The organism is Nocardiopsis sp. NPDC055879 (genome assembly GCF_053615935.1).
The window spans coordinates 10,174-28,911 of record NZ_JBSHCT010000020.1 but is presented as its reverse complement, the minus strand read 5'-3'; the positions used below and the strand labels follow the sequence as shown (position 1 = coordinate 28,911).

The window sequence follows — 18,738 nt, the reverse complement described above, 5'->3', positions numbered from 1 at the left end:
GGGTCAGCGGTTCGGGGGCGTGGTGCTGTCGCGGACCACGAGCCGCGTGGCCAGTTCGATGCGCGAGCTCTCGATGTTCTCGTCCCGGACGATCCGCTGGATGGTGCGCACCGCCATCCGACCCATGTCCGCCAAGGGCTGGCGGACCGTGGTCAGGGGCGGCGACGACCAGCGCGCCTCGGGCAGGTCGTCGAACCCGACCACGCTGACGTCGTCGGGCACCCGGAGCCCGCGCTGTCGCAGCGCCTCGTACACACCAAGGGCCATCTGGTCGCTGGAGACGAACACCGCGGTGGGCAGGTTCTCCCCCTCGAACAGTTTCTGACCGGCCCGGAAACCCGACTCGTAGGTGTACTTCCCCGAGGCGATGAGGCCGTCCTCCACGGCGATCCCGGCCATCTCCAGCGCGGCCCGGTACCCGTCCATCCGGGCCCGGCTGCACCACAGCTCCGGGCGCCCCTCGACGAAGCCGACGCGTCGGTGACCCAGTTCGATGAGGTACTCGGTGGCGCTCAACCCGCCCGACCAGTTGGTGGCACCGATGGTGGGGGTGGCCAGGTCCGGGACGCCCACGGCGTCGATGACCACGGCCGGCACCTTCAGCTCCCGCAGCTCCTCGTTCAGCGAGGGGTCCAGGTCGGTCGTGACCAGGATGACGCCGTCGCTGACCCGGGCCCGAACGTTGTCCAACCATTGTCGGGCCGAGGTCGCCCTGCGATGTATCGCCGAGACGACCACCCCGGCGCCCGACTGGTGGGCGACGTCCTCCACCCCACGGATGATCTCCACCGCCCACGGGCTGTCCAGGTCGTTGAAGACCAGGTCGATCAGGCCGACACGTTCCTTCGACCGCTGCCCACGACGTCGGTAGCCGTGCGTGCGCAACAGCTTCTCGATCCGCTCCCTGGTGGCGGGGGCGACGTCTTCGCGCCCGTTGAGGACACGAGAGACCGTGGGGGCCGAGACTCCGGCCTCCGCGGCGATGGCGGAGATGGTGACGTCTCGGGATGGGGTACCGACCACTGATCCTCCTTGGTGCTCACCCAGAGTACGAGCCCCCGGGACCACCGGCCCCGGAATTCCTCCCCCGTAGGGGTCTTGACGCTCACCGGGCCCCGATCTACTGTCCATTTCCACTCATGTTTCGGAATATTGCCGAAAAGTTTCGGAACCCGACCCTCTGGAGTGCCCCCGCAATGAGACAAGTACGAACGTCGACGCTCCTGGTCGGAGCCGCGGTCGCCGCCCTGGCCGTACCTCTGACCCTCTCCCCCGCCCTTTCGAACTCCAACGCCCGACCGGCCGAAACGGTCGGCGACGCACAACAGGTGACTCTGGGAGACGCCGCCCCCGACGGCCTGGTCATCGGCAGCGCCGTGGCCGGTGGCGGACACCACGGTGACCAGGACTACCCCGACCCCTTCACCGGTGACGCCCCCTACCGGAACCTGCTCGCCACCGAGTTCACCTCTCTGTCGGCGGAGAACCAGATGAAGTGGGACCACCTTCGCCCGGACCGGGACACCTACGCCTTCGACGAAGCCGACGCCATCGTCGAATTCGCCCGGGCGAACGGGCAGGTCGTGCGCGGCCACACCCTCCTGTGGCACAGCCAGAACCCCGAATGGCTGGAGAACGGCGACTTCACCGACGAAGAGCTCCGCGACATCCTGCGGGACCACATCGAGACCGTCGTCGGACGCTACGCCGGACAGATCCAGCAGTGGGACGTGGCCAACGAGATCTTCGACGACAACGGGAACCTGCGGACCCAGGAGAACGTCTGGATCCGCGAACTCGGCCCGGAGATCATCGCCGACGCCTTCCGTTGGGCGCACGAGGCCGACCCCGGGGCCGAGCTGTACCTGAACGACTACAGCGTGGAGAGCGTCAACGCCAAGAGCGACGCCTACCTCGCGCTCAGTCGGGAACTGCTCGCCGACGGTGTGCCCCTGCACGGGTTCTCCGCCCAGGGACACCTGAGCCTGCAGTACGGCTTCCCCGCCGACCTGGAGGACAACCTGCGTCGCTTCGAGGAGCTCGGACTGGGCACCGCCCTGACCGAGGTGGACGTGCGTATGCCCCTCGCCGAGGGCGCGGAGCCCACCGAGGAGCAGCTGCGGCAACAGGCCGACTACTACGCGCGAACCCTGGAGGCCTGTCTCAACCTGGACTCCTGCGGCTCCTACACGGTCTGGGGACTGCCGGACAAGTACTCCTGGGTCCCGGTGACCTTCGAAGGTGAGGGCGCCGCCACCATCTACTGGGACGACCTGACCACCAAGCCCGCCTACGACGCGCTCTTGGAAGCCCTGCTCGACGCCTCCTGAGCCGGCACCCGGGCGGGGCGACGACCCCGGATCCCGTGCCCGCCCGGGGCCATCGGTCAAGCGGCGGTGTGGAAGACGTTCTGCGCCTTGCCCAGACCATCGGTCAGGATGGTACGGACCGCGTCGGCCGCCCGATCCACGTTCAGGTCCAGCTCACGGCTCTCGGTGGTGGAGAAATCGCGCAGGACGTACGCCGCCGGGTCCATCCGTCCGGGGGGACGGCCCACGCCGAAACGCACCCGAAGGTAGTCGGGGCCGCCCAGGGAGGCGGTGGTCGACTTCAGCCCGTTGTGGCCGCCGGAGCCCCCGCCCTTCTTCAGCTTCAGGGCCCCGTAGTCGATGTCCATCTCGTCGTGCACGACGATGATCCGCTCCATGGGGACCTTGTAGAACTTCGCGAGCCCGGCGACCGGGCCCCCGGACACGTTCATGAAGGTACGGGGCTTGGCCAGGACCACGGCGGCGCCGTCGATTCGGGTCTCCACGACCTCGGCGTGCGCCTTGTGGGCCTTCCAGCGCTCACCCTTGTCGGCCGCCAGCGCGTCCACCACCATGAAGCCGGCGTTGTGCCGGTTCCCCGCGTACTTGGGGCCGGGGTTGCCCAACCCCACGACCAACCATCGCTCGGTCTCGGCCATGTCCTCGTCGTCCCTGCTCTTCCTGACACCCAGCCTGCTCAAAAAGCCCCACATGTCGAATGACCCTATCGAGACGCGTCCGGGCTCCGAAACGCCGAACGCGCGGACCCCTGGGGGCCCGCGCGTTCGGTGTGAAACTCGTGATGACGAGTCGCCGACTTACTCGGCGGCATCACCAGCGGCCTCGGTGCTGGTCTCCGGCTCCTCGTCCACGCGAGGCGCGGAAACGGTGAGCACGGTGGTCTCAGCGTCGTCCACCAGGGTTGCGCCCTGGGGAAGCTCGACCTCTCCGGCGGTGGGAACGGCACCGATCTCCATGCCCTGGATGTCGAACACGACCTGGTCGGGGATGTTGTTGGCCTCGACCAGAACGCGAACGGTCACCAGCTCCTGGTTGAGAACACCCGGGGCCTTGACCTCGCCGGTCAGGACCAGGGGCACCTCGACCTCGACCCGCTCGCCCTTGGTCACGACGAGCAGGTCGACGTGCTCCAGGAAGCCCTTGATGGCATCGCGCTGGATGCTCTTGGGCAGGGCGAGGTTGTCCTTGTCCAGACCCTCGATGCGGATCAGGACGTTCGGGGTCTTCAGGGCGAGCATGAGCTCGTGGCCCGGCAGGTTCAGGTGGCGGGGCTCGGTGCCGTGGCCGTAGAGGACGGCCGGCACCTTACCCGCGCGGCGGGCGCGACGAGAGGCGCCCTTGCCGAATTCCGTGCGGGGCTCGGCAGCGATACGTACCTCGGACACGACAAAACTCCTCGGGTTCAACCCCGCAGCACGGGGAACACGACTCCAGTAGTACGAACGATTCCCGCCCTCGGCGGGGAATACGGCGGGGTCGCCCATCTGGTTGGGGACTCGACCACCCAGGTTCCAGGCGTGCCCGGCGAGCCGCCACCGGACCCGCCCGGCCCGGGAACGCTCGTCGCGCACCCCTGCCCGTGTGGGTTTACCAGATGGGGAACACACGCGGGAAGCGCGCGCATCCATCCGGGCACGGGGACACTCGGCCAAGTCTACTGCTTCTGGTGACGACTCCGTACATCCCCCACCGGGGCCCACCCGCGAAGCGGTGGACCCCGGTGGGGGACGGGCGTTTCAGCGCCTGAGAGGGCCTCTGACGTGAGGCCGTTCTCTCACTCAGTCGAACAGACTGGTCACCGAACCGTCGGTGAACACCTCGTTGACCGCACGGGCGATCAGCGGGGCGATCGACAGCGTGGTCAGCTTGTCGAAGCAACGCTCATCCGGGATGGGGAGCGTGTTGGTGATGACGACCTCGGAGATGCGCGAGTTCTGCAGACGCTCGGCGGCCGGCCCCGAGAGGACCCCGTGGGTGGCCGCGACCAGGACCTTCTTGGCGCCCTGCTCGAAGAGGGCGTCGGCGGCCTTCACGATGGTGCCACCGGTGTCGATCATGTCGTCGACCAGGACGCAGACGCGGTCCTTGACCTCACCGACGACCTCGTGCACCTTCACCTCGTTGGCGATGTCCGGGTCACGACGCTTGTGGATGATGGCCAGCGGCGCGCCCAGACGGTCGGCCCAACGGTCGGCGGTGCGCACGCGGCCGGCGTCGGGGGAGACCACGGTGATCTCGGAGTGGTCGACCTGGGCACCGATGTGGTCGGCCAGGATCGGCAGCGCGAACAGGTGGTCCACCGGCCCGTCGAAGAAACCCTGGATCTGGTCGGTGTGCAGGTCGACGGCCATCATCCGGTCCGCGCCCGCGGTACGGAACAGGTCCGTCATGAGGCGGGCGGAGATGGGCTCGCGGCCGCGGTGCTTCTTGTCCTGGCGCGCGTAGCCGAAGAACGGGGTCACCACGGTGATCCGCTTGGCGGAGGCACGCTTGAGCGCGTCCACCATGATCAACTGCTCCATGATCGACTCGTTGATCGGGTCCGCGTGACACTGGATCACGAAGGCGTCGGACCCTCGCACCGACTCCAGGTAGCGAACGAAGATCTCGCCATTGGCGAAGGTGTCGAACCGGGTGGGGACCACGTCGATCCCCAGCTCCTTGGCCACCTCCTCGGCCAGCGCGGGGTGCGTGCGCCCCGAGAAAAGCATCAGTTGTTTCTGCCCGGTGGCCTTCATCCCGGTCACGTGATTCTCCCCCACAGTCACTGCTCGTCGGCGTCGGCGCCCGCGCGCCGTTCCGCCTGCTCCGCCGCTTCGGCGGAGGCTGTTCCCGGACGCTTGCGAAGCGTCCAGCCCTCGACGTTACGCTGCCGGTGTCCCTCGGAAACGGCCAGGGCCCCCGGCGGAACGTCGTCGCGGACCACGGTCCCGGCGCCGGAGTAGGCGCCGTCGCCCACGGTCACGGGCGCGACGATGGTGTTGTCGCTGCCGATGCGCACGTGGTCGCCGATGGTGCTCCGGGACTTGTCGACCCCGTCGTAGTTGACGAACACCGAGGAGCAGCCGATGTTGCTGCCCACACCGATGTCGGCGTCGCCCACGTAGGTCAGGTGCGGGATCTTCGATCCGGCGCCCACGTTCGAGTTCTTGACCTCGACGAAGGCCCCGGCCTTGGTCCGCCCGGCCAGGCGGGTGCCCGGCCGAAGGTAGGTGTAGGGACCGACGCCGGCCTCGGCCCCGATCTCGGCGCCGTCCGCGGTGGTCTGTCGCACCACGGCGCCGTCACCGACGACGGTGTCGCGCAGGTCGGCGCCGGGGCCGATCTCGGCGTCCTCGCCGATGCGGGTGGTGCCGTACAGCCGGGTGTCGGGGTGCACCACGGTGTCGCGACCGATGACGACCTCGGCCTCCACCCAGGTCGTCGCGGGGTCCACGATGGTGACGCCGGAGAGCATGAGGTCATGCAGGAGACGGTCGTTGAGCAGTCGACGGGCCTCGGCGAGCTGGACGCGGTTGTTGACGCCCTGGACCTCGTGCCAGTCGTCGGCGACCCACGCGCCGACCCGGTGACCGTCGCCGCGGAGCAGACCGACGACGTCGGTGATGTACTCCTCACCCTTGGCGTTGTCACTGGACAGACGCTGGACGACCTCGGTGAGCAGGGCCGCGTCGAAGGCGTACATGCCGGAGTTGATCTCGTCGATGGCGAGCTGATCGGGCGTCGCGTCGGACTGCTCGACGATCTCGGTGAACCCGCCGTCGGCGTCGCGGACGATGCGGCCGTAGCCGTGCGGGTCGGGGACCCGGGCCGACAGGGCCGTGACGGCGTTGCCCTCGCGCTCGTGTTCGGCGATCAGACCGACCAGGGTCTGGCCGCGCAGGAGCGGGGTGTCACCACAGGTGAGAACGGCGGTCCCGGTGAGCTTGAGCCCTTGCCGGGCCAGGTCCTCCAGGGCCATGCGCACCGCGTGACCGGTGCCGTTCTGTTCCTCCTGGATGGCGGTGGACGCCTCTGGGGCGACCCGCGAGAGGTGCTCGGTGAAGTGTTCACGCTTGTGGCCGAGCACCACCACCGTGTGTTCGGGATCGGTCGCCCGCGCCGCTTCGAGAACGTGGCCGAGCATGCTGCGGCCGCCGATCTCGTGCAGCATCTTGGGGAGCTTGGACTTCATCCGGGTGCCCTCTCCCGCGGAGAGGACGATGACGGCAGCCGGGCGTTTCACGCTCACTGAAGGAGACCCCTCGTGATAGCTGGCACTTGAACAGTCGGCTCACCCTTCGGCGGCGCGTCCCGCATGCCGAGCGGGCGGCCGTCGGATGACCGGCGGCCGACATGGGAAGGATACATGCGCGTCATGAGCGCTCTTCTGCGGTGGCGCGCGTGGAGGGTGACACCGATTTCGAGCGCCGTGCGGCGGAACCACCGGATGTGGCGGGGAAAGGCCACCCGAGTGGGACCGCGGCTCGTGTGATCCACACGATCGTGTGGTCACCGTCTCAGGCCTGACGGCGGGCCGCTCCCGGACCAGGGCTCGAACCTGGACGATGGGGACCAAAACCCCACATGCTGCCGATTACATCATCCGGGAACGCGACGGGCGGGTCCGCCCGTGCGTCCGCCACCAACATAGCGCCTTTCACCGAGGGCTTGCCAAACCTACGGGGACGTAGGTTACGGTTACGTAGGAATAGGTTGGGCCGTCCCGCCGGGTACACCAAACCCCTGTGACGCCGTACTGACCAGCGACGACGTTTCCTGCGACGAGGTGTGCAAGACCATGACCGCTGCCCCTGAAGTTCCCGCCGAAGAGACCGAGAGCACCGCGACACGCGCCGCCAAACGTGAGCCGATTCCCGAGTACGAGCCCGAACTGAGGGGCAAGGCCGAGCGCTACACCGTCTTCGCGTTCGTGTTCGTCCCGCTACTCGCCCTGCTCGCCGCGGTGCCGTTCTTCTGGGGTTGGGGCCTGACGATCACCGACATCGTCATCGCGACGGTCTTCTACGTGATCAGCGGTCTGGGCATCACCGTCGGCTTCCACCGTCACTTCACACACGGTTCCTTCAAGGCCAATCGCCCGCTGCGCATCGCGCTTGCGGTCGCCGGAAGCCTGGCCATCGAGGGCAGTGTCATCAAGTGGGTGGCCGACCACCGCCGCCACCACAAGTACGCGGACGCCGAGGGCGACCCGCACTCGCCGTGGCGCTTCGGCGACGACTGGAAGTCCGTGGCCAAGGGCATGTACTACGCGCACATGGCGTGGATGTACCTGGACGAGAAGAAGACCTCACCGCGCCGCTTCACCCCGGACCTGCTCAAGGACAAGGACGTCGTCCTCGTCGACAAGCTGTTCCTGCCGATCGTGCTGTTCTCGCTGTTCGCCCCGGCCGCCATCGGTGGTCTGGTCACCATGTCCTGGTGGGGCGCCGTCACCGCCTTCTTCTGGGCCAGTCTGGTCCGCATCGCCCTGCTGCACCACGTCACCTGGTCGGTCAACTCCATCTGCCACACCATCGGCGAGGAGAACTTCGAGGTGCGCGACCGCTCCCGCAACGTGTGGTGGCTGGCCATCCCGTCGTTCGGCGAGTCCTGGCACAACCTGCACCACGCGGACCCGACCTGCGCCCGCCACGGTGTACTCAAGGGCCAGATCGACATCTCCGCCCGGGTCATCTGGGCGTTCGAGAAGTTCGGCTGGGCCACCAAGGTGCGCTGGCCCAACAACGAACGACTCGCCGCCAAGCGGGTCAAGGTCTAGGATCGGTAACCATCATGGGAGCAGCCGACAGCGAACAGGGGACCCGCGTGCGCCGCAAGCGCATGACGGGCAAGGAGCGTCGGCAACAGCTGTTGGGGATCGGCCGGGAGCTGTTCGCCGAACGAGGGTTCGACGCGACCTCCGTTGAGGAGATCGCCGCGCGGGCCGGTGTGTCCAAACCCGTGGTGTACGAGCACTTCGGCGGCAAGGAGGGCATCTACGCCGTCGTCGTGGACCGGGAGATGCGCACGCTCCTGGACATGATGGGCGAGGCCCTCACCGCGGACAACGCACGGAACAAGATCGAGAAGGCGGCCCTGGCCCTGCTGCGCTACGTCGAGGAGGACAGCGTCGGTTTCCGGGTACTCACCCGCGACTCCCACGTGGCCTCCGGGACGGGCAGTTTCGCCAGCCTGATCAACGACATCGCCAGCCAGGTCGAACACATCATGGCCGACGAGTTCGACGAACGCGGTTACGATCCCGGACTCGCTCCCATGTACGCGCAGGCACTCGTGGGCATGTGGGCGCTGACCGGCCAGTGGTGGCTGGAAGTGCGCAAGCCCAAGCGCGAGGTGGTCGCGGCCCACCTGGTCAACCTGGCCTGGAACGGGCTCTCCGCGCTGGAGGCCAAGCCGAGGTTGGACACGCGCCGCAAGCGCTCGGTTTGAAGGACATCGACGGTGGGGCGGGTACGTTTCGTGTACCCGCCCCACTATCTTGATGTCAAGAGATAGGCTGTGTCCCATGCGCGATGAGGTGGATGGGCTCTTGGAGGCGTGGCGCTCCCAACGGCCGGACGTGGACGTGTCACCGCTAGAGGTGTTCAGCCGGGTGTCCCGGCTCGCCCGCCACCTGGACCGTGCCCGGCGCACCGTGTTCACCGAGCACGCCCTGGAACCCTGGGAGTTCGACGTCCTCGCCGAACTACGCCGCTCCGGGCCACCCTACGAACTCAGCCCCGGCCGACTGCTGCGCGCCACCCTGGTCACCTCCGGCACCATGACCAACCGGGTCGATCGTCTGACCGCCGCAGACCTGGTGCGCCGCCGCCCCGACCCCGCCGACAAACGCGGTGTGCTGGTGCGGCTCACCGACAAGGGCGCCGAACGCATCGACGCCGCGCTGGCGTCCCTGCTCAGCTACGAGGAGACCCTGCTCGCCCCCATGCCCGCCGCCGAACGCGAGCAGTTGGCATCGTTACTGAGAAGCCTCTTGGCCCCCCTCGACAGGACGCCCTCGGGCCAGCAAGGCTAGTTACTCGGCGGTATCCGTCCTCTCACCGGGGATCCGCCTCTGGGCGCGCGAGTCAATTGCCACTACAGGGTCTTGGTTGGAGAGCATTGTGAGAATCCGGTGGACGGCCGCGGTCGCCGCGGTCCTGGTGGTCGCGGGATGTTCCGGAGGGGGTGGCGAGGAGGAGACGAGCACCTCCACGCAGAGTCACTACCTCTCCCTGGGAGACTCGCTGACCGTCGGTGTGCAGCCCGACGAGTCCGGTATCCAGCGTGAGACCCCGGAGGGGTACACCGACGTCCTGTACCGCACGCTGAAGGACGCCGACTCCACGCTCCAGCACGAGCGGATGGGCTGTGGCGGTGAGGACACCACCACGTTCATCGAGGGCGGGATCGCCGACTGCGACACCCGCTACGAGCAGGGCTCCCAGCTGGATGAGGCCGTGGACTTCCTTGAGGAGCACGAGGGCCGGGTCGGTCTGGTCACCCTCACCATCGGCGCCAACAACTTCACCGACTGCGTGGAGGGCATCGCCCCCGAGACCGGGAGCAGGACCGAGCTCGACATCGACGATGTCGGCCTGGACCGGGACTGCGTCGACGACGGCCTCGAACGGCTGGAGACCGAGGTCCCGGTGATCGCCGAACGGCTCACCGACGCGGCCGGTCCGCAAACCCAGATCGTCGCGATGACCTACTACAACCCCTTCCTCGCCCTCTCACTGCTGGAGGAGAACGAGGAGAGCGGCGGGGACGCCGAAGAGTCCGAGGACGTCTCCGAGGACATCCCCCGGGAGAACGCGGACGAGGTCGCCGAGGACGCCGAGGCGGGTGTGGCGGAGGGCACCGTCGAAATCATGGAGGACGTCAACGACTCCCTCACGACCACCTATCAGGCGGCCGGGATCGACGTCGCCGACGTCGATGAGGTGTTCGACGGCTCCAACACCACCGTGCCCGACGACAGCGGCACCGGGATGCCGGTCAACCTGCAGAACGTCTGCGACCTGACCTGGATGTGCAACACCGCCCAGGGTCCGGACATCCACACCAACCTCGCCGGGGCCCAGGAGATCGCCGAGGTCTTCCGCGAGCGGGTCCGGTAGTACCTCTTCGCCCGACGGCACCGCCGTGGTCCGCGACAGCAGTATTCGCAAGCAATGGTTCGAGGTCTCCCGTGGGGACCTCCTGAAAGGGATTTCCATGAACCGCATCCCGCGCACCGACATCGACGTCTTCCCGCTGCAACTGGGCGGCAACACCTTCGGCTGGACCTCCGACCGCGAGACCTCGTTCGCGGTGCTCGACGCGTTCGTCGCCGCCGGCGGCAACTTCATCGACACCGCCGACAGCTACTCGGTGTGGGTCGAGGGCAACGAGGGCGGCGTGTCCGAGAAGATCATCGGCGAGTGGGCGGCCGCGCGCGGCAACCGCGACCAGGTCTTCATCGCCACCAAGGTCGGCGGCCTGCCCACCCGCCCGGGGCTGTCGGCCGAGAACGTCGACGCCGCGCTGAACGAATCGCTCGCGCGTCTTCGGACCGACCACGTCGACCTCTACTACGCGCACTACGACGACGAGAAGGTCTCCATCGAGGACCAGGCCCGCCTCTTCCATGACCTGGTGAAGTCCGGGCGCGTCCGCCACTTCGCCCTGTCGAACCACTCCCCCGAGCGCACGCGCGAGTGGTTCGAGGTAGCGACCCGAGAGGGCCTGACCCTGCCGGTGGCGATCCAGCCGCAGTACAACCTGATCCACCGCAAGGACTACGAGCAGGGCTACGCCCCGATCGCCCGCGAGTACGACGTCGCGGTGCTCCCCTACTTCGCGCTGGCGTCCGGGATGCTGACCGGCAAGTACCGCACGGCCGCCGACCTGGAGGGCAAGGCGCGCAAGGGCATGGCCGAGGGGTTGCTGACCGACGACGCCCTCAAGGTCGTGGACACCCTGGTGGAGATCGCCGAGGCCCGCTCCTGCGAGCCCGCGACCGTCGCCCTCGCCTGGCTGCCGGCCAAGGGCGTCACCGCCCCGATCGCCTCCGCCAGCAACGTCGACCAGTTGCCCGCCCTGGTCGCCTCGACGTCGCTGGAGCTCACCGAGGCGGAGGTCGCCTCCCTCGACGCGGTGTCCAGCCCGTTCGCCTGATCAGCGAGGCAGCGCGCCCTCGATGAGGTCGACGACCTCGGGGGCGTCGGGGACCGTGGTGGGGCGGAAGCGGTGGACGGTGTTGTCCGGCAGCACCAGGAACTTCTCGAAGTTCCACTTCACCTTCCCCGCCTTGCCCTCGGCGTCGGGGACCTCCGTGAGCTCGGCGTAGAGAGGATGCCGGCCCCGGCCGTTCACCTTGACCTTGCCCATCATGGGGAACGTCACGCCCCAGGTCATCGAGCAGTACTCGGCGATCTTGTCGTCACCACCGAACTCCTGGAGGAACTGGTTGCTGGGAAAACCCAGGACCGTGAAGCCACGGTCGGCGTAGCGCTTCTGGAGCTCCTCCAACGCGCCGTACTGCGGGGTGAGACCGCACCGGGAAGCGACGTTCACCACCAGGCGCACCTTCCCGGCCCACTCGCCGAAGGTGGTCTCGCGCCCGTCGATCAAGGTCACCGGGATGTCGTCCAGTTCCGCCATGTCGCTCCCTCTCGTCAGTCGCCCACGAGTTCGGCCTGTTCCAGCCAGACCATCTCCAGCTCGTCCTTCTCGCCGGCGAGGGCCTTGGCCTCCGCGTCGAGCTCGGCGAGCCTGGTGTAGTCCTCGGCGGCCGCGGCCATCTGCTCGTGCAGCCGGGCCTCCTGCTTGGCGATCTTGTCCATCCGCCGCTCGACGCGCTGCATCTCCTTCTGGGCGGCGCGACGCTCGGCCGCGGAGACGGCCGGTGTCTCGTCCTCGGTCCGCTTCTCGGCGGCGGCCGTCTCGGAGGCGCCCAACGGCACGGTGACGTCACCGGCGCCGGCGGCGCGGCGGTCCAGGTACTCGTCGACCCCGCCGGGCAGGAACGCCAGGGAACCGTCGCCCATCAGGGCGAGCACACGGTCGGTGATGCGCTCCAGGAAGTACCGGTCGTGGCTGACCAGCACGAGGGAACCGGGCCAACCGTCGAGCAGGTCCTCCAGCTCGGTGAGCGTCTCGATGTCCAGGTCGTTGGTGGGCTCGTCCAGCAACAGCACGTTGGGCTCGTCCATGAGCAGACGGAGTAGCTGGAGTCGGCGGCGCTCACCACCGGACAGGTCACCGATCGGGGTCCACTGGCGTTCGCCTCGGAAACCGAACTTCTCCAGCATCTGGCTCGCGGTGTAGTCCCGCTTGCCGATGGTGATGTGCTCGCGCACGTCCATCACGGTCTGGAGGGGGCGGGCGGTGGGGTCGAGTTCGGTGACGTTCTGGGACAGGTGCGCGAGCTTGACGGTGCGACCGGTCCGCACGGTCCCGGAGTCGGGGTCGCGCTCCTCGGCGAGGATCTTGAGCAACGTGGACTTGCCCGCGCCGTTCACGCCCACCAGACCGACCCGGTCGCCGGGGCCCAGCTGCCAGGTGAGGTGGTCCAGCAGGGTGCGGCCGGGGATCGAGTACGACACGTCCTTGAGGTCGATGACGGTCTTGCCCAGCCGGGAGGTGGCGAAGCGCGTCAGTTCGACGGTGTCGCGGGCCGGCGGCTCGTCCGCGATGAGCTGGTTGGCCGCCTCGATGCGGAACTTGGGCTTGGACGTGCGCGCGGGGGCGCCGCGGCGCAGCCAGGCAAGTTCCTTGCGCATCAGGTTCTGCCGGCGGTCCTCCGCGGCGGCGGCCTGACGGTCGCGTTCGGCCTTGGCGAGCACGTAGGCCGCGTACCCGCCCTCGTAGCGCTCGACGGAGCCGCGCCCGACCTCCCAGGTGCGGGTGGTGACGGCGTCGAGGAACCAGCGGTCGTGGGTGACGACCACGAGCGCCTCGGGGCGTGCGCGCAGGTGCGCGGCGAGCCAGGCGATGCCCTCGATGTCGAGGTGGTTGGTGGGCTCGTCCAGCACGATGAGGTCGTGGTCGTCGACCAGCAGGCGCGCCAGTCCGGAACGGCGGCGCTCACCACCGGAGAGGCCCGACATCGGCAGGTTCAGGTCCCAACCACCGAGCAGCCCCTTCAGGATGTCGCGAATGCGCGCGTTGCCCGCCCACTCGTGCTCGGCCAGCCCGCCGAGCACGAACTCGCCGACGGTACTTTCGGGGAAGTCGTCCCGCTGGTGCAGGAAACCGACCCGTAGTCCGCGGTTGTGCACGACCCGGCCGGAGTCCGGCTCGGTGATCGCGGACAGCACGGAGATCAGCGTGGACTTACCACCGCCGTTGCGGCCGACCACGCCGATGCGTTCGCCCTCGTCCACGCCAAGGGACACCTTGTCGAGGAGTACGAGCGGCCCGTAGGCCAGGGACACGTCCTGAAGGTTGACCAGATTCGTCATCACCCTCCATTGTGCTGCCCCCGCGAAGGTGCGCGGACCGCGCACCGGGGAACGCCCGGGGCCGCACCACGCGAGGCCCCGGGCGGGTTCACGGGGGAAGGACCCCTCACACCAAGAAGAACTCCCTGGCGGACTTGGCGATTCCCTCGGTGTCCAAGCCGTGGGCGCGGGCGTGCTCGGCGGGGGTCCCGTAGGCGCGCAACTCGGCGTCCCGGGGCACTCCCAGGGACAGCTGGCGGTGTCGCCGGTCGGCGAGTGCCTCGGAGACCTCGTGCGCGGACGTTCCCCGCAGGTAGGGCTCCACCAGGAGCACGTCGGCGTTGCCCGCCGTGGCGGCCAGCACACCGAGCCCCTCACGGTCGAAGGGGCGCACGGTGGAGGTGTAGGCGACCGTGACGTCGAGGTCGGCGGTGGCCTCCAGGGTCCGGTCGAGCATCGGGCCGACCGCCAGTACGACGCCGGCGGAGCGGGGCGATCCTGTGCGCACCACGTGCAGTCGAGACCGTACGGGCAGCGCGGCCCGGTTCGAGGTGTTCGACAGCCTCAGGTAGACGCGGTGGTCCCCGGGGATGTCCTGTTGAAGGGCGTCTCGGACCTCGTCGGGGTGACCGGGCACCCGCACGGTCCAGCCGGGGAGGGTGTCGAGGACGGCGACGTCCTCGGGCGCCTGGTGGGTGCGGCCCTCCTCGGCGGCGTCGTAGGATCCGCCGATGCTCACCAGGATCGCGCCCGCGTCCTGGTGGCCGAGACCGATCTTGAGCTGTTCGAAGGGGCGCTCGATGAGGAACGGCGCGTAGCTGTGCGCGATCGGGCGCATGCCGGTGAGCGCGAGTCCCCCGGCCACGTCGATCAGGGCCTGTTCCCGGATGCCCAGGTTGATCACCCGGCCCGGGTACTTGAGCGACGAACGGCGGAACATCCCGGCGGAGATGTCGGCGAGGACGACCGCGGTGCGGGGGTCCTCGTCCATGGCCTCGTTGACGGTGGCGGCGAAGGTCTCACGCATGTCTTGGGCTCCTCGGCTTCTCAGTTGCGGACGCGTGCGACGACGGCCAGGGGCCGACCGATCCGGGACGGGACGAAGGCGTCGTGCAGGGCGGTGTGGTCGCGCCCGTTCACCTCACGGGTCTCCCAGCCCTCGACCTCGAAGCGACGGCCGATCCCGCCGGGCCAGCCGTGGGTGGCGGAGCCGTTGTCGATGGCCACGACGGTGAGGTTGTCGACACCGAGTCGGCCCGCGGCGGCGATGGCCTCGTGGTTGCTGCCCTCGTCGAGTTCGCCGTCGCCGACCAGTACCACCACTCGTGGTTCGGTGCCGTCGGCCCGACGGATCCGTTGGGCGCGCAGGCCGAGGGCCATGCCCAGTCCCAGCGGCATCCCGTGCCCGAGGGAGCCGCTGCCGATCTCGACCCCGGGCACCAGGACGCGGTCCGGGTGGTGACCCAGCGGGGAGTCGAAGGTGGTCCAACCCCGCAGGGTGGGTACGTCGAGGAAGCCCTTGGCGGCGAGCACCGCGTAGTAGGCGGCGGGCCCGTGCCCCTTGGAGAGCAGGAAGCGATCGCGGTCCGGTGCCTCGGCGGTGTCGGGCGTGACGTCGAGGACACGGTCGTAGAGCACCCACAGGACGTCGAGGGTGGACGAGGAAGCCCCGTTGTGCTTCTCGTCCCCCTCCATCAGCCCGATGAGCGCCGGAAGGTCGGCGTACCTGGAGAACGTGGCTGTGATCGTCATGCGACCCAGTGTTCGACCTCAACAATGGTTGAGGTCAACCCGAACGAAGGGCCCGACCCCCGAAAAACCTCACATGATTTGCGTCACAGAATCGTGGCGCCGGGGACGTCGCCATCGGCCGCCACGACCTGCTCGCACAGTCCGGTGCTCCGCAACGCCGCCACCACCGCCGCCTCACGTTCGGCGACCACCGACGAATCCTCGTCCCCGCCCACCAGGAACGCGCAGGTCGGGCCGGAACCGGACACCAGGGCACCGAGTGCCCCCACGCCACGCCCGGCCGCCAGGGTCCGCTCCAGCTCGGGCAGCAACGACAGGGCCGCGGGCTCCAGGTCGTTGCTCAGCGACCGACCCAGCGCCACGGCGTCCCCCGCGGCCAGCGCCTTCTCCAACTCCGGGTCCGCTCGGGGGGTGGGCGCGTCCGGTCGCAACCGGTCGTACTCGGCGAACACGTCCGCGGTGGACAGCCCGCGCTTGGACAGGGCGAACACCCAGCGGTAACGGCCAGGGCTCGCCATCGGCTCCAGGATCTCGCCACGGCCGGTGCCCACCGCGGTGGCTCCGACCAGGCCGAACGCGACGTCACTGCCCAGTCGGGCGGCCAGCTCCAACAGGCGCTCACGGGGCAGCTCACAACCCCACAGGCGGTCGCAGGCGATCAGCGCCGCCGCGGCGTCCGCGCTTCCCCCGGCCATGCCGCCCGCCACGGGGATGTTCTTCTCCAGGTGGATGTCGACCGGCCCACCTCTGCCGGTCTCCCGCGCCACCGAAAGGGCGGCGCGGGCGGCGAGGTTGCTCTCGTCCAAAGGCACCCTGGCCAGGTGAGATCCCAACTCACCGCCCGCGGTGAGGGTTACGAGGGGACTCTGCCGACGCGGGTACGCATCCTTGACGGTAACCTCGTCGAACAGCGAGACGGCGTGGAACACGTTGACGAGGTCGTGGAATCCGTCCTCGCGGCCGGGCCCTACCGCCAACTGGAGGTTCACCTTCGCGGGGACCCGCACGGTTACGGTGGTATTAACGGTCACGAGTCCCCAATCGTAAAGGAACCCCCACCTTGCGTGAACACACACCCCGGAACGGGGCCCAGGGTGTTCACCGGCTTCGATCAGCGCGAAGATCCGCGCCTCGGAGTTCGACCGAAATCCATGTCCATGGACTCGCTACCACTGTCATGTCAGTTTCCGCCCGCCCTCGAAGCGGCCCAATCCGGCCTACGAGTGGGAATCCGGGCACAAACACCGCTACCTTGGGGCAAGGCGGAGTTTGGACACCGTCGGGGAGGGTCGCTTGCCGTCGGATGGGCTCCCGAAGAACCTGGAACCGTTGGCCGCCGGAGATCCGGCCACCATCGGTCCCTATGTGCTGTCCGGGAAGCTGGGCAGCGGCGGCATGGGTACCGTCTACCTGGGCAGCACGCCCGAGAAGAACACCCATGTAGCCATCAAGGTGATCCGCCCGGAACTCGCGTTCGACGAGCAGACCCGGGCGCGTTTCCGTGACGAGATGGAGAACGCCCGCAAGGTCGCCTCCTTCTGCACCGCCAAGGTGCTCGACCACGGGACGTTCGAGAACCGTCCCTACATGGTGACCGAGTACATCGCGGGCACGGCCCTGGCCGAGCACATAGCGGAGAACGGTCCCCTGGACTCCTCCACGCTGCACGGCTTCGCCCTGGGCGTGGCCGCGGCGTTGGCGGCCATCCACCGCACCGGGCTGGTCCACCGCGACCTCAAGCCCGCCAACGTGCTGCTGTCCATCTCCGGTCCCCGGGTGATCGACTTCGGCATCGCGCGGGCGATGAACACCGCCACCAACCACACCCAGACCGGCATCGTCATGGGCAGCCCCGGCTGGATGGCTCCCGAGCAGTTGCTGGAGGAGAAGGTCACCACCTCGGCGGACATCTTCGCCTGGGGTTGTCTGGTGGCCTTCGCCGGCAACGGCACGCACCCCTTCGGCAACGGCGACGCCATGACGCTGGGCAAGCGGGTGCTGTTCGCCGAACCCCAGATCAGCAACCTGGACCCGCCGCTGGACCGGCTGGTCGCCCGGGCCCTGGCCAAGGAACCCGGACGCAGGCCCACCGCGCAGGACCTCCTGCTGGAACTCGCCGGTGGTGAGGAGGCCGGCAACCCCAACGACATGGTGTCGCACGCCCTGCACCAGTCGTGGCGACCCAACCTGCCGCCGATGCCGCCGGGGCCGCCCGGGCCTCCGGGCATGCCGCATCCGGCGCACCAGAGCGCGACGGGCATGCGCCATCCCGCCCCCGGCCAGTACCAGGCGGCGGCCCCCATGGCCCCGCCCGCGCACCAGACCGGCAACTTCACCCACCCGCCGCAGCAGGCGCCCCACCAGCCGCCCCGACAGCCGCAGCAGGCTCCTCAGCAGCAGCACGCGGCGCACCCGTCGACCGGTCACCCCGCGCCGTCAGGGCCCGCTGGGCCACAGGGACCTCCGCCCGCGCATCACCCGGCCTCCACCGGGCCCATCCCGATGGTGCCGCCGCCCGAACAACAGCGGGGCCCGCAGCCGTACGTTCCGCCGGTGCCCCCGCCGCCACACCGCCCCACCGCCCCGGGCAGGCACGGCACCTTCTACTGGGGTGTCATCGCGGCGGCCATCGCCCTGACGGTGGCCCTCGCCCTGCTGTTCCTGCTCGCCATGAACGGCGCCTTCTCCCCGGACCGGAACCAGGAAGGCGGGACCGACGATCCCGGGGCCGCGGCGGAGAGCCCGGAACGGGAAGGGGACTCCCAGGCCGGGCAGGCCCCGGACGAACCCGCGCCCACCGACGAGAACGGCGCTGCGTTCTCCGCCGACGAATCGGTCCGCTACCAGGTCGAGGATCTCTCCTGCGACAAGGAGCTGCCCGGACGTTCGACCCCCTCCGGCGGCCGTTACTGCGTGATCGACCTGACCGTGGAGAACAGGGGCGACACCCCGATCGACTTCGGTTCCGACAGCCAGAAGCTGGTGACGGACGACAAGCGTTGGCTCACCTCCGAGTCGCCGACCGCCGCCGAGGCCACGTCCAGTCTGTGGGGGACGATCGATCCGGGTGAGGCCGGTGTGGGTCCGCTGGTGTTCATCCTGGCCGTGGACGAACTCCCCGAGACCCTGGAACTGTTCCACGACCCGGAACAGGACCCGACCAGCATCAGGCTTCCCGTCACCGAATAACGGACACGCGAACGAGGGCGGGGTCCGGCGCACACGCGCCGGACCCCCCCCTCGGT

At 68.9% G+C, this 18,738-nt stretch carries 17 protein-coding genes; 7 read left to right on the top strand and 10 right to left on the bottom strand.

What is annotated here, in order from left to right:
• Positions 1-3: 3 nt before the first annotated feature.
• Positions 4-1,023, bottom strand: a complete 1,020-nt coding sequence (locus ACWGKS_RS22700) for a LacI family DNA-binding transcriptional regulator (protein WP_452523984.1) — start codon at positions 1,021-1,023, stop codon at positions 4-6.
• A 173-nt stretch (positions 1,024-1,196) separates the two neighbouring features.
• Between ACWGKS_RS22700 and ACWGKS_RS22695 the strand changes: the two genes are divergently transcribed.
• The gene (locus ACWGKS_RS22695; RefSeq protein ID WP_358510416.1) at positions 1,197-2,330 is read left to right on the top strand and encodes an endo-1,4-beta-xylanase; all 1,134 of its coding nucleotides are present in this window, start codon (positions 1,197-1,199) and stop codon (positions 2,328-2,330) included.
• A gap of 56 nt (positions 2,331-2,386) precedes the next feature.
• Here the strand turns inward: ACWGKS_RS22695 and pth are convergent, their stop codons facing one another.
• From pth to glmU, 4 genes are all read right to left on the bottom strand, one after another.
• Entirely contained in the window at positions 2,387-3,022 is a 636-nt protein-coding gene (gene pth / locus ACWGKS_RS22690) for an aminoacyl-tRNA hydrolase (protein WP_452523982.1), read from the bottom strand.
• A 105-nt stretch (positions 3,023-3,127) separates the two neighbouring features.
• Complete coding sequence (locus tag ACWGKS_RS22685; RefSeq protein WP_452523980.1) at positions 3,128-3,715, bottom strand: 50S ribosomal protein L25/general stress protein Ctc; 588 nt, start codon at positions 3,713-3,715, stop codon at positions 3,128-3,130.
• Positions 3,716-4,108: 393 nt separating this feature from the next.
• Complete coding sequence (locus ACWGKS_RS22680; protein ID WP_358510424.1) at positions 4,109-5,077, bottom strand: ribose-phosphate diphosphokinase; 969 nt, start codon at positions 5,075-5,077, stop codon at positions 4,109-4,111.
• A gap of 17 nt (positions 5,078-5,094) precedes the next feature.
• On the bottom strand, positions 5,095-6,561 hold the full coding sequence (gene glmU / locus ACWGKS_RS22675; RefSeq protein ID WP_358510427.1) for a bifunctional UDP-N-acetylglucosamine diphosphorylase/glucosamine-1-phosphate N-acetyltransferase GlmU: 1,467 nt from the start codon (positions 6,559-6,561) through the stop codon (positions 5,095-5,097).
• Positions 6,562-7,110: 549 nt separating this feature from the next.
• On the opposite strand from glmU, the gene ACWGKS_RS22670 reads away from it, so the two are divergent.
• The 5 genes from ACWGKS_RS22670 to ACWGKS_RS22650 all read left to right on the top strand — a co-directional run bounded on the left by ACWGKS_RS22670 (position 7,111) and on the right by ACWGKS_RS22650 (position 11,474).
• The gene (locus ACWGKS_RS22670) at positions 7,111-8,091 is read left to right on the top strand and encodes an acyl-CoA desaturase (protein WP_358510430.1); all 981 of its coding nucleotides are present in this window, start codon (positions 7,111-7,113) and stop codon (positions 8,089-8,091) included.
• 14 nt (positions 8,092-8,105) lie between these two features.
• Entirely contained in the window at positions 8,106-8,762 is a 657-nt protein-coding gene (locus ACWGKS_RS22665) for a TetR/AcrR family transcriptional regulator (protein ID WP_358510432.1), read from the top strand.
• A 76-nt stretch (positions 8,763-8,838) separates the two neighbouring features.
• Positions 8,839-9,348 (top strand): MarR family winged helix-turn-helix transcriptional regulator, encoded by a 510-nt coding sequence (locus tag ACWGKS_RS22660; RefSeq protein WP_358510435.1) that lies wholly within the window; start codon positions 8,839-8,841, stop codon positions 9,346-9,348.
• A gap of 88 nt (positions 9,349-9,436) precedes the next feature.
• Positions 9,437-10,435, top strand: a complete 999-nt coding sequence (locus ACWGKS_RS22655) for an SGNH/GDSL hydrolase family protein (RefSeq protein WP_358510438.1) — start codon at positions 9,437-9,439, stop codon at positions 10,433-10,435.
• Positions 10,436-10,532: 97 nt separating this feature from the next.
• Entirely contained in the window at positions 10,533-11,474 is a 942-nt protein-coding gene (locus tag ACWGKS_RS22650) for an aldo/keto reductase (RefSeq protein ID WP_358510441.1), read from the top strand.
• On the opposite strand, the gene ACWGKS_RS22645 is transcribed toward ACWGKS_RS22650, so the two are convergent.
• The 5 genes from ACWGKS_RS22645 to ACWGKS_RS22625 form a co-directional block, all read right to left on the bottom strand.
• Entirely contained in the window at positions 11,475-11,960 is a 486-nt protein-coding gene (locus ACWGKS_RS22645) for a glutathione peroxidase (protein WP_358510444.1), read from the bottom strand.
• A 14-nt stretch (positions 11,961-11,974) separates the two neighbouring features.
• Positions 11,975-13,762, bottom strand: coding sequence for an ABC-F family ATP-binding cassette domain-containing protein (locus ACWGKS_RS22640; protein WP_358510447.1), 1,788 nt, complete (start codon positions 13,760-13,762; stop codon positions 11,975-11,977).
• Positions 13,763-13,868: 106 nt separating this feature from the next.
• The gene (locus ACWGKS_RS22635) at positions 13,869-14,768 is read right to left on the bottom strand and encodes a transketolase family protein (protein ID WP_358510450.1); all 900 of its coding nucleotides are present in this window, start codon (positions 14,766-14,768) and stop codon (positions 13,869-13,871) included.
• Between the two features lie 20 nt (positions 14,769-14,788).
• The gene (locus tag ACWGKS_RS22630; RefSeq protein ID WP_358510452.1) at positions 14,789-15,493 is read right to left on the bottom strand and encodes a thiamine pyrophosphate-dependent enzyme; all 705 of its coding nucleotides are present in this window, start codon (positions 15,491-15,493) and stop codon (positions 14,789-14,791) included.
• A gap of 83 nt (positions 15,494-15,576) precedes the next feature.
• Positions 15,577-16,524 (bottom strand): 4-(cytidine 5'-diphospho)-2-C-methyl-D-erythritol kinase, encoded by a 948-nt coding sequence (locus ACWGKS_RS22625; RefSeq protein WP_358510455.1) that lies wholly within the window; start codon positions 16,522-16,524, stop codon positions 15,577-15,579.
• Positions 16,525-16,786: 262 nt separating this feature from the next.
• On the opposite strand from ACWGKS_RS22625, the gene ACWGKS_RS22620 reads away from it, so the two are divergent.
• Positions 16,787-18,682, top strand: a complete 1,896-nt coding sequence (locus ACWGKS_RS22620) for a serine/threonine-protein kinase (RefSeq protein ID WP_452523977.1) — start codon at positions 16,787-16,789, stop codon at positions 18,680-18,682.
• Positions 18,683-18,738 lie beyond the last annotated feature (56 nt).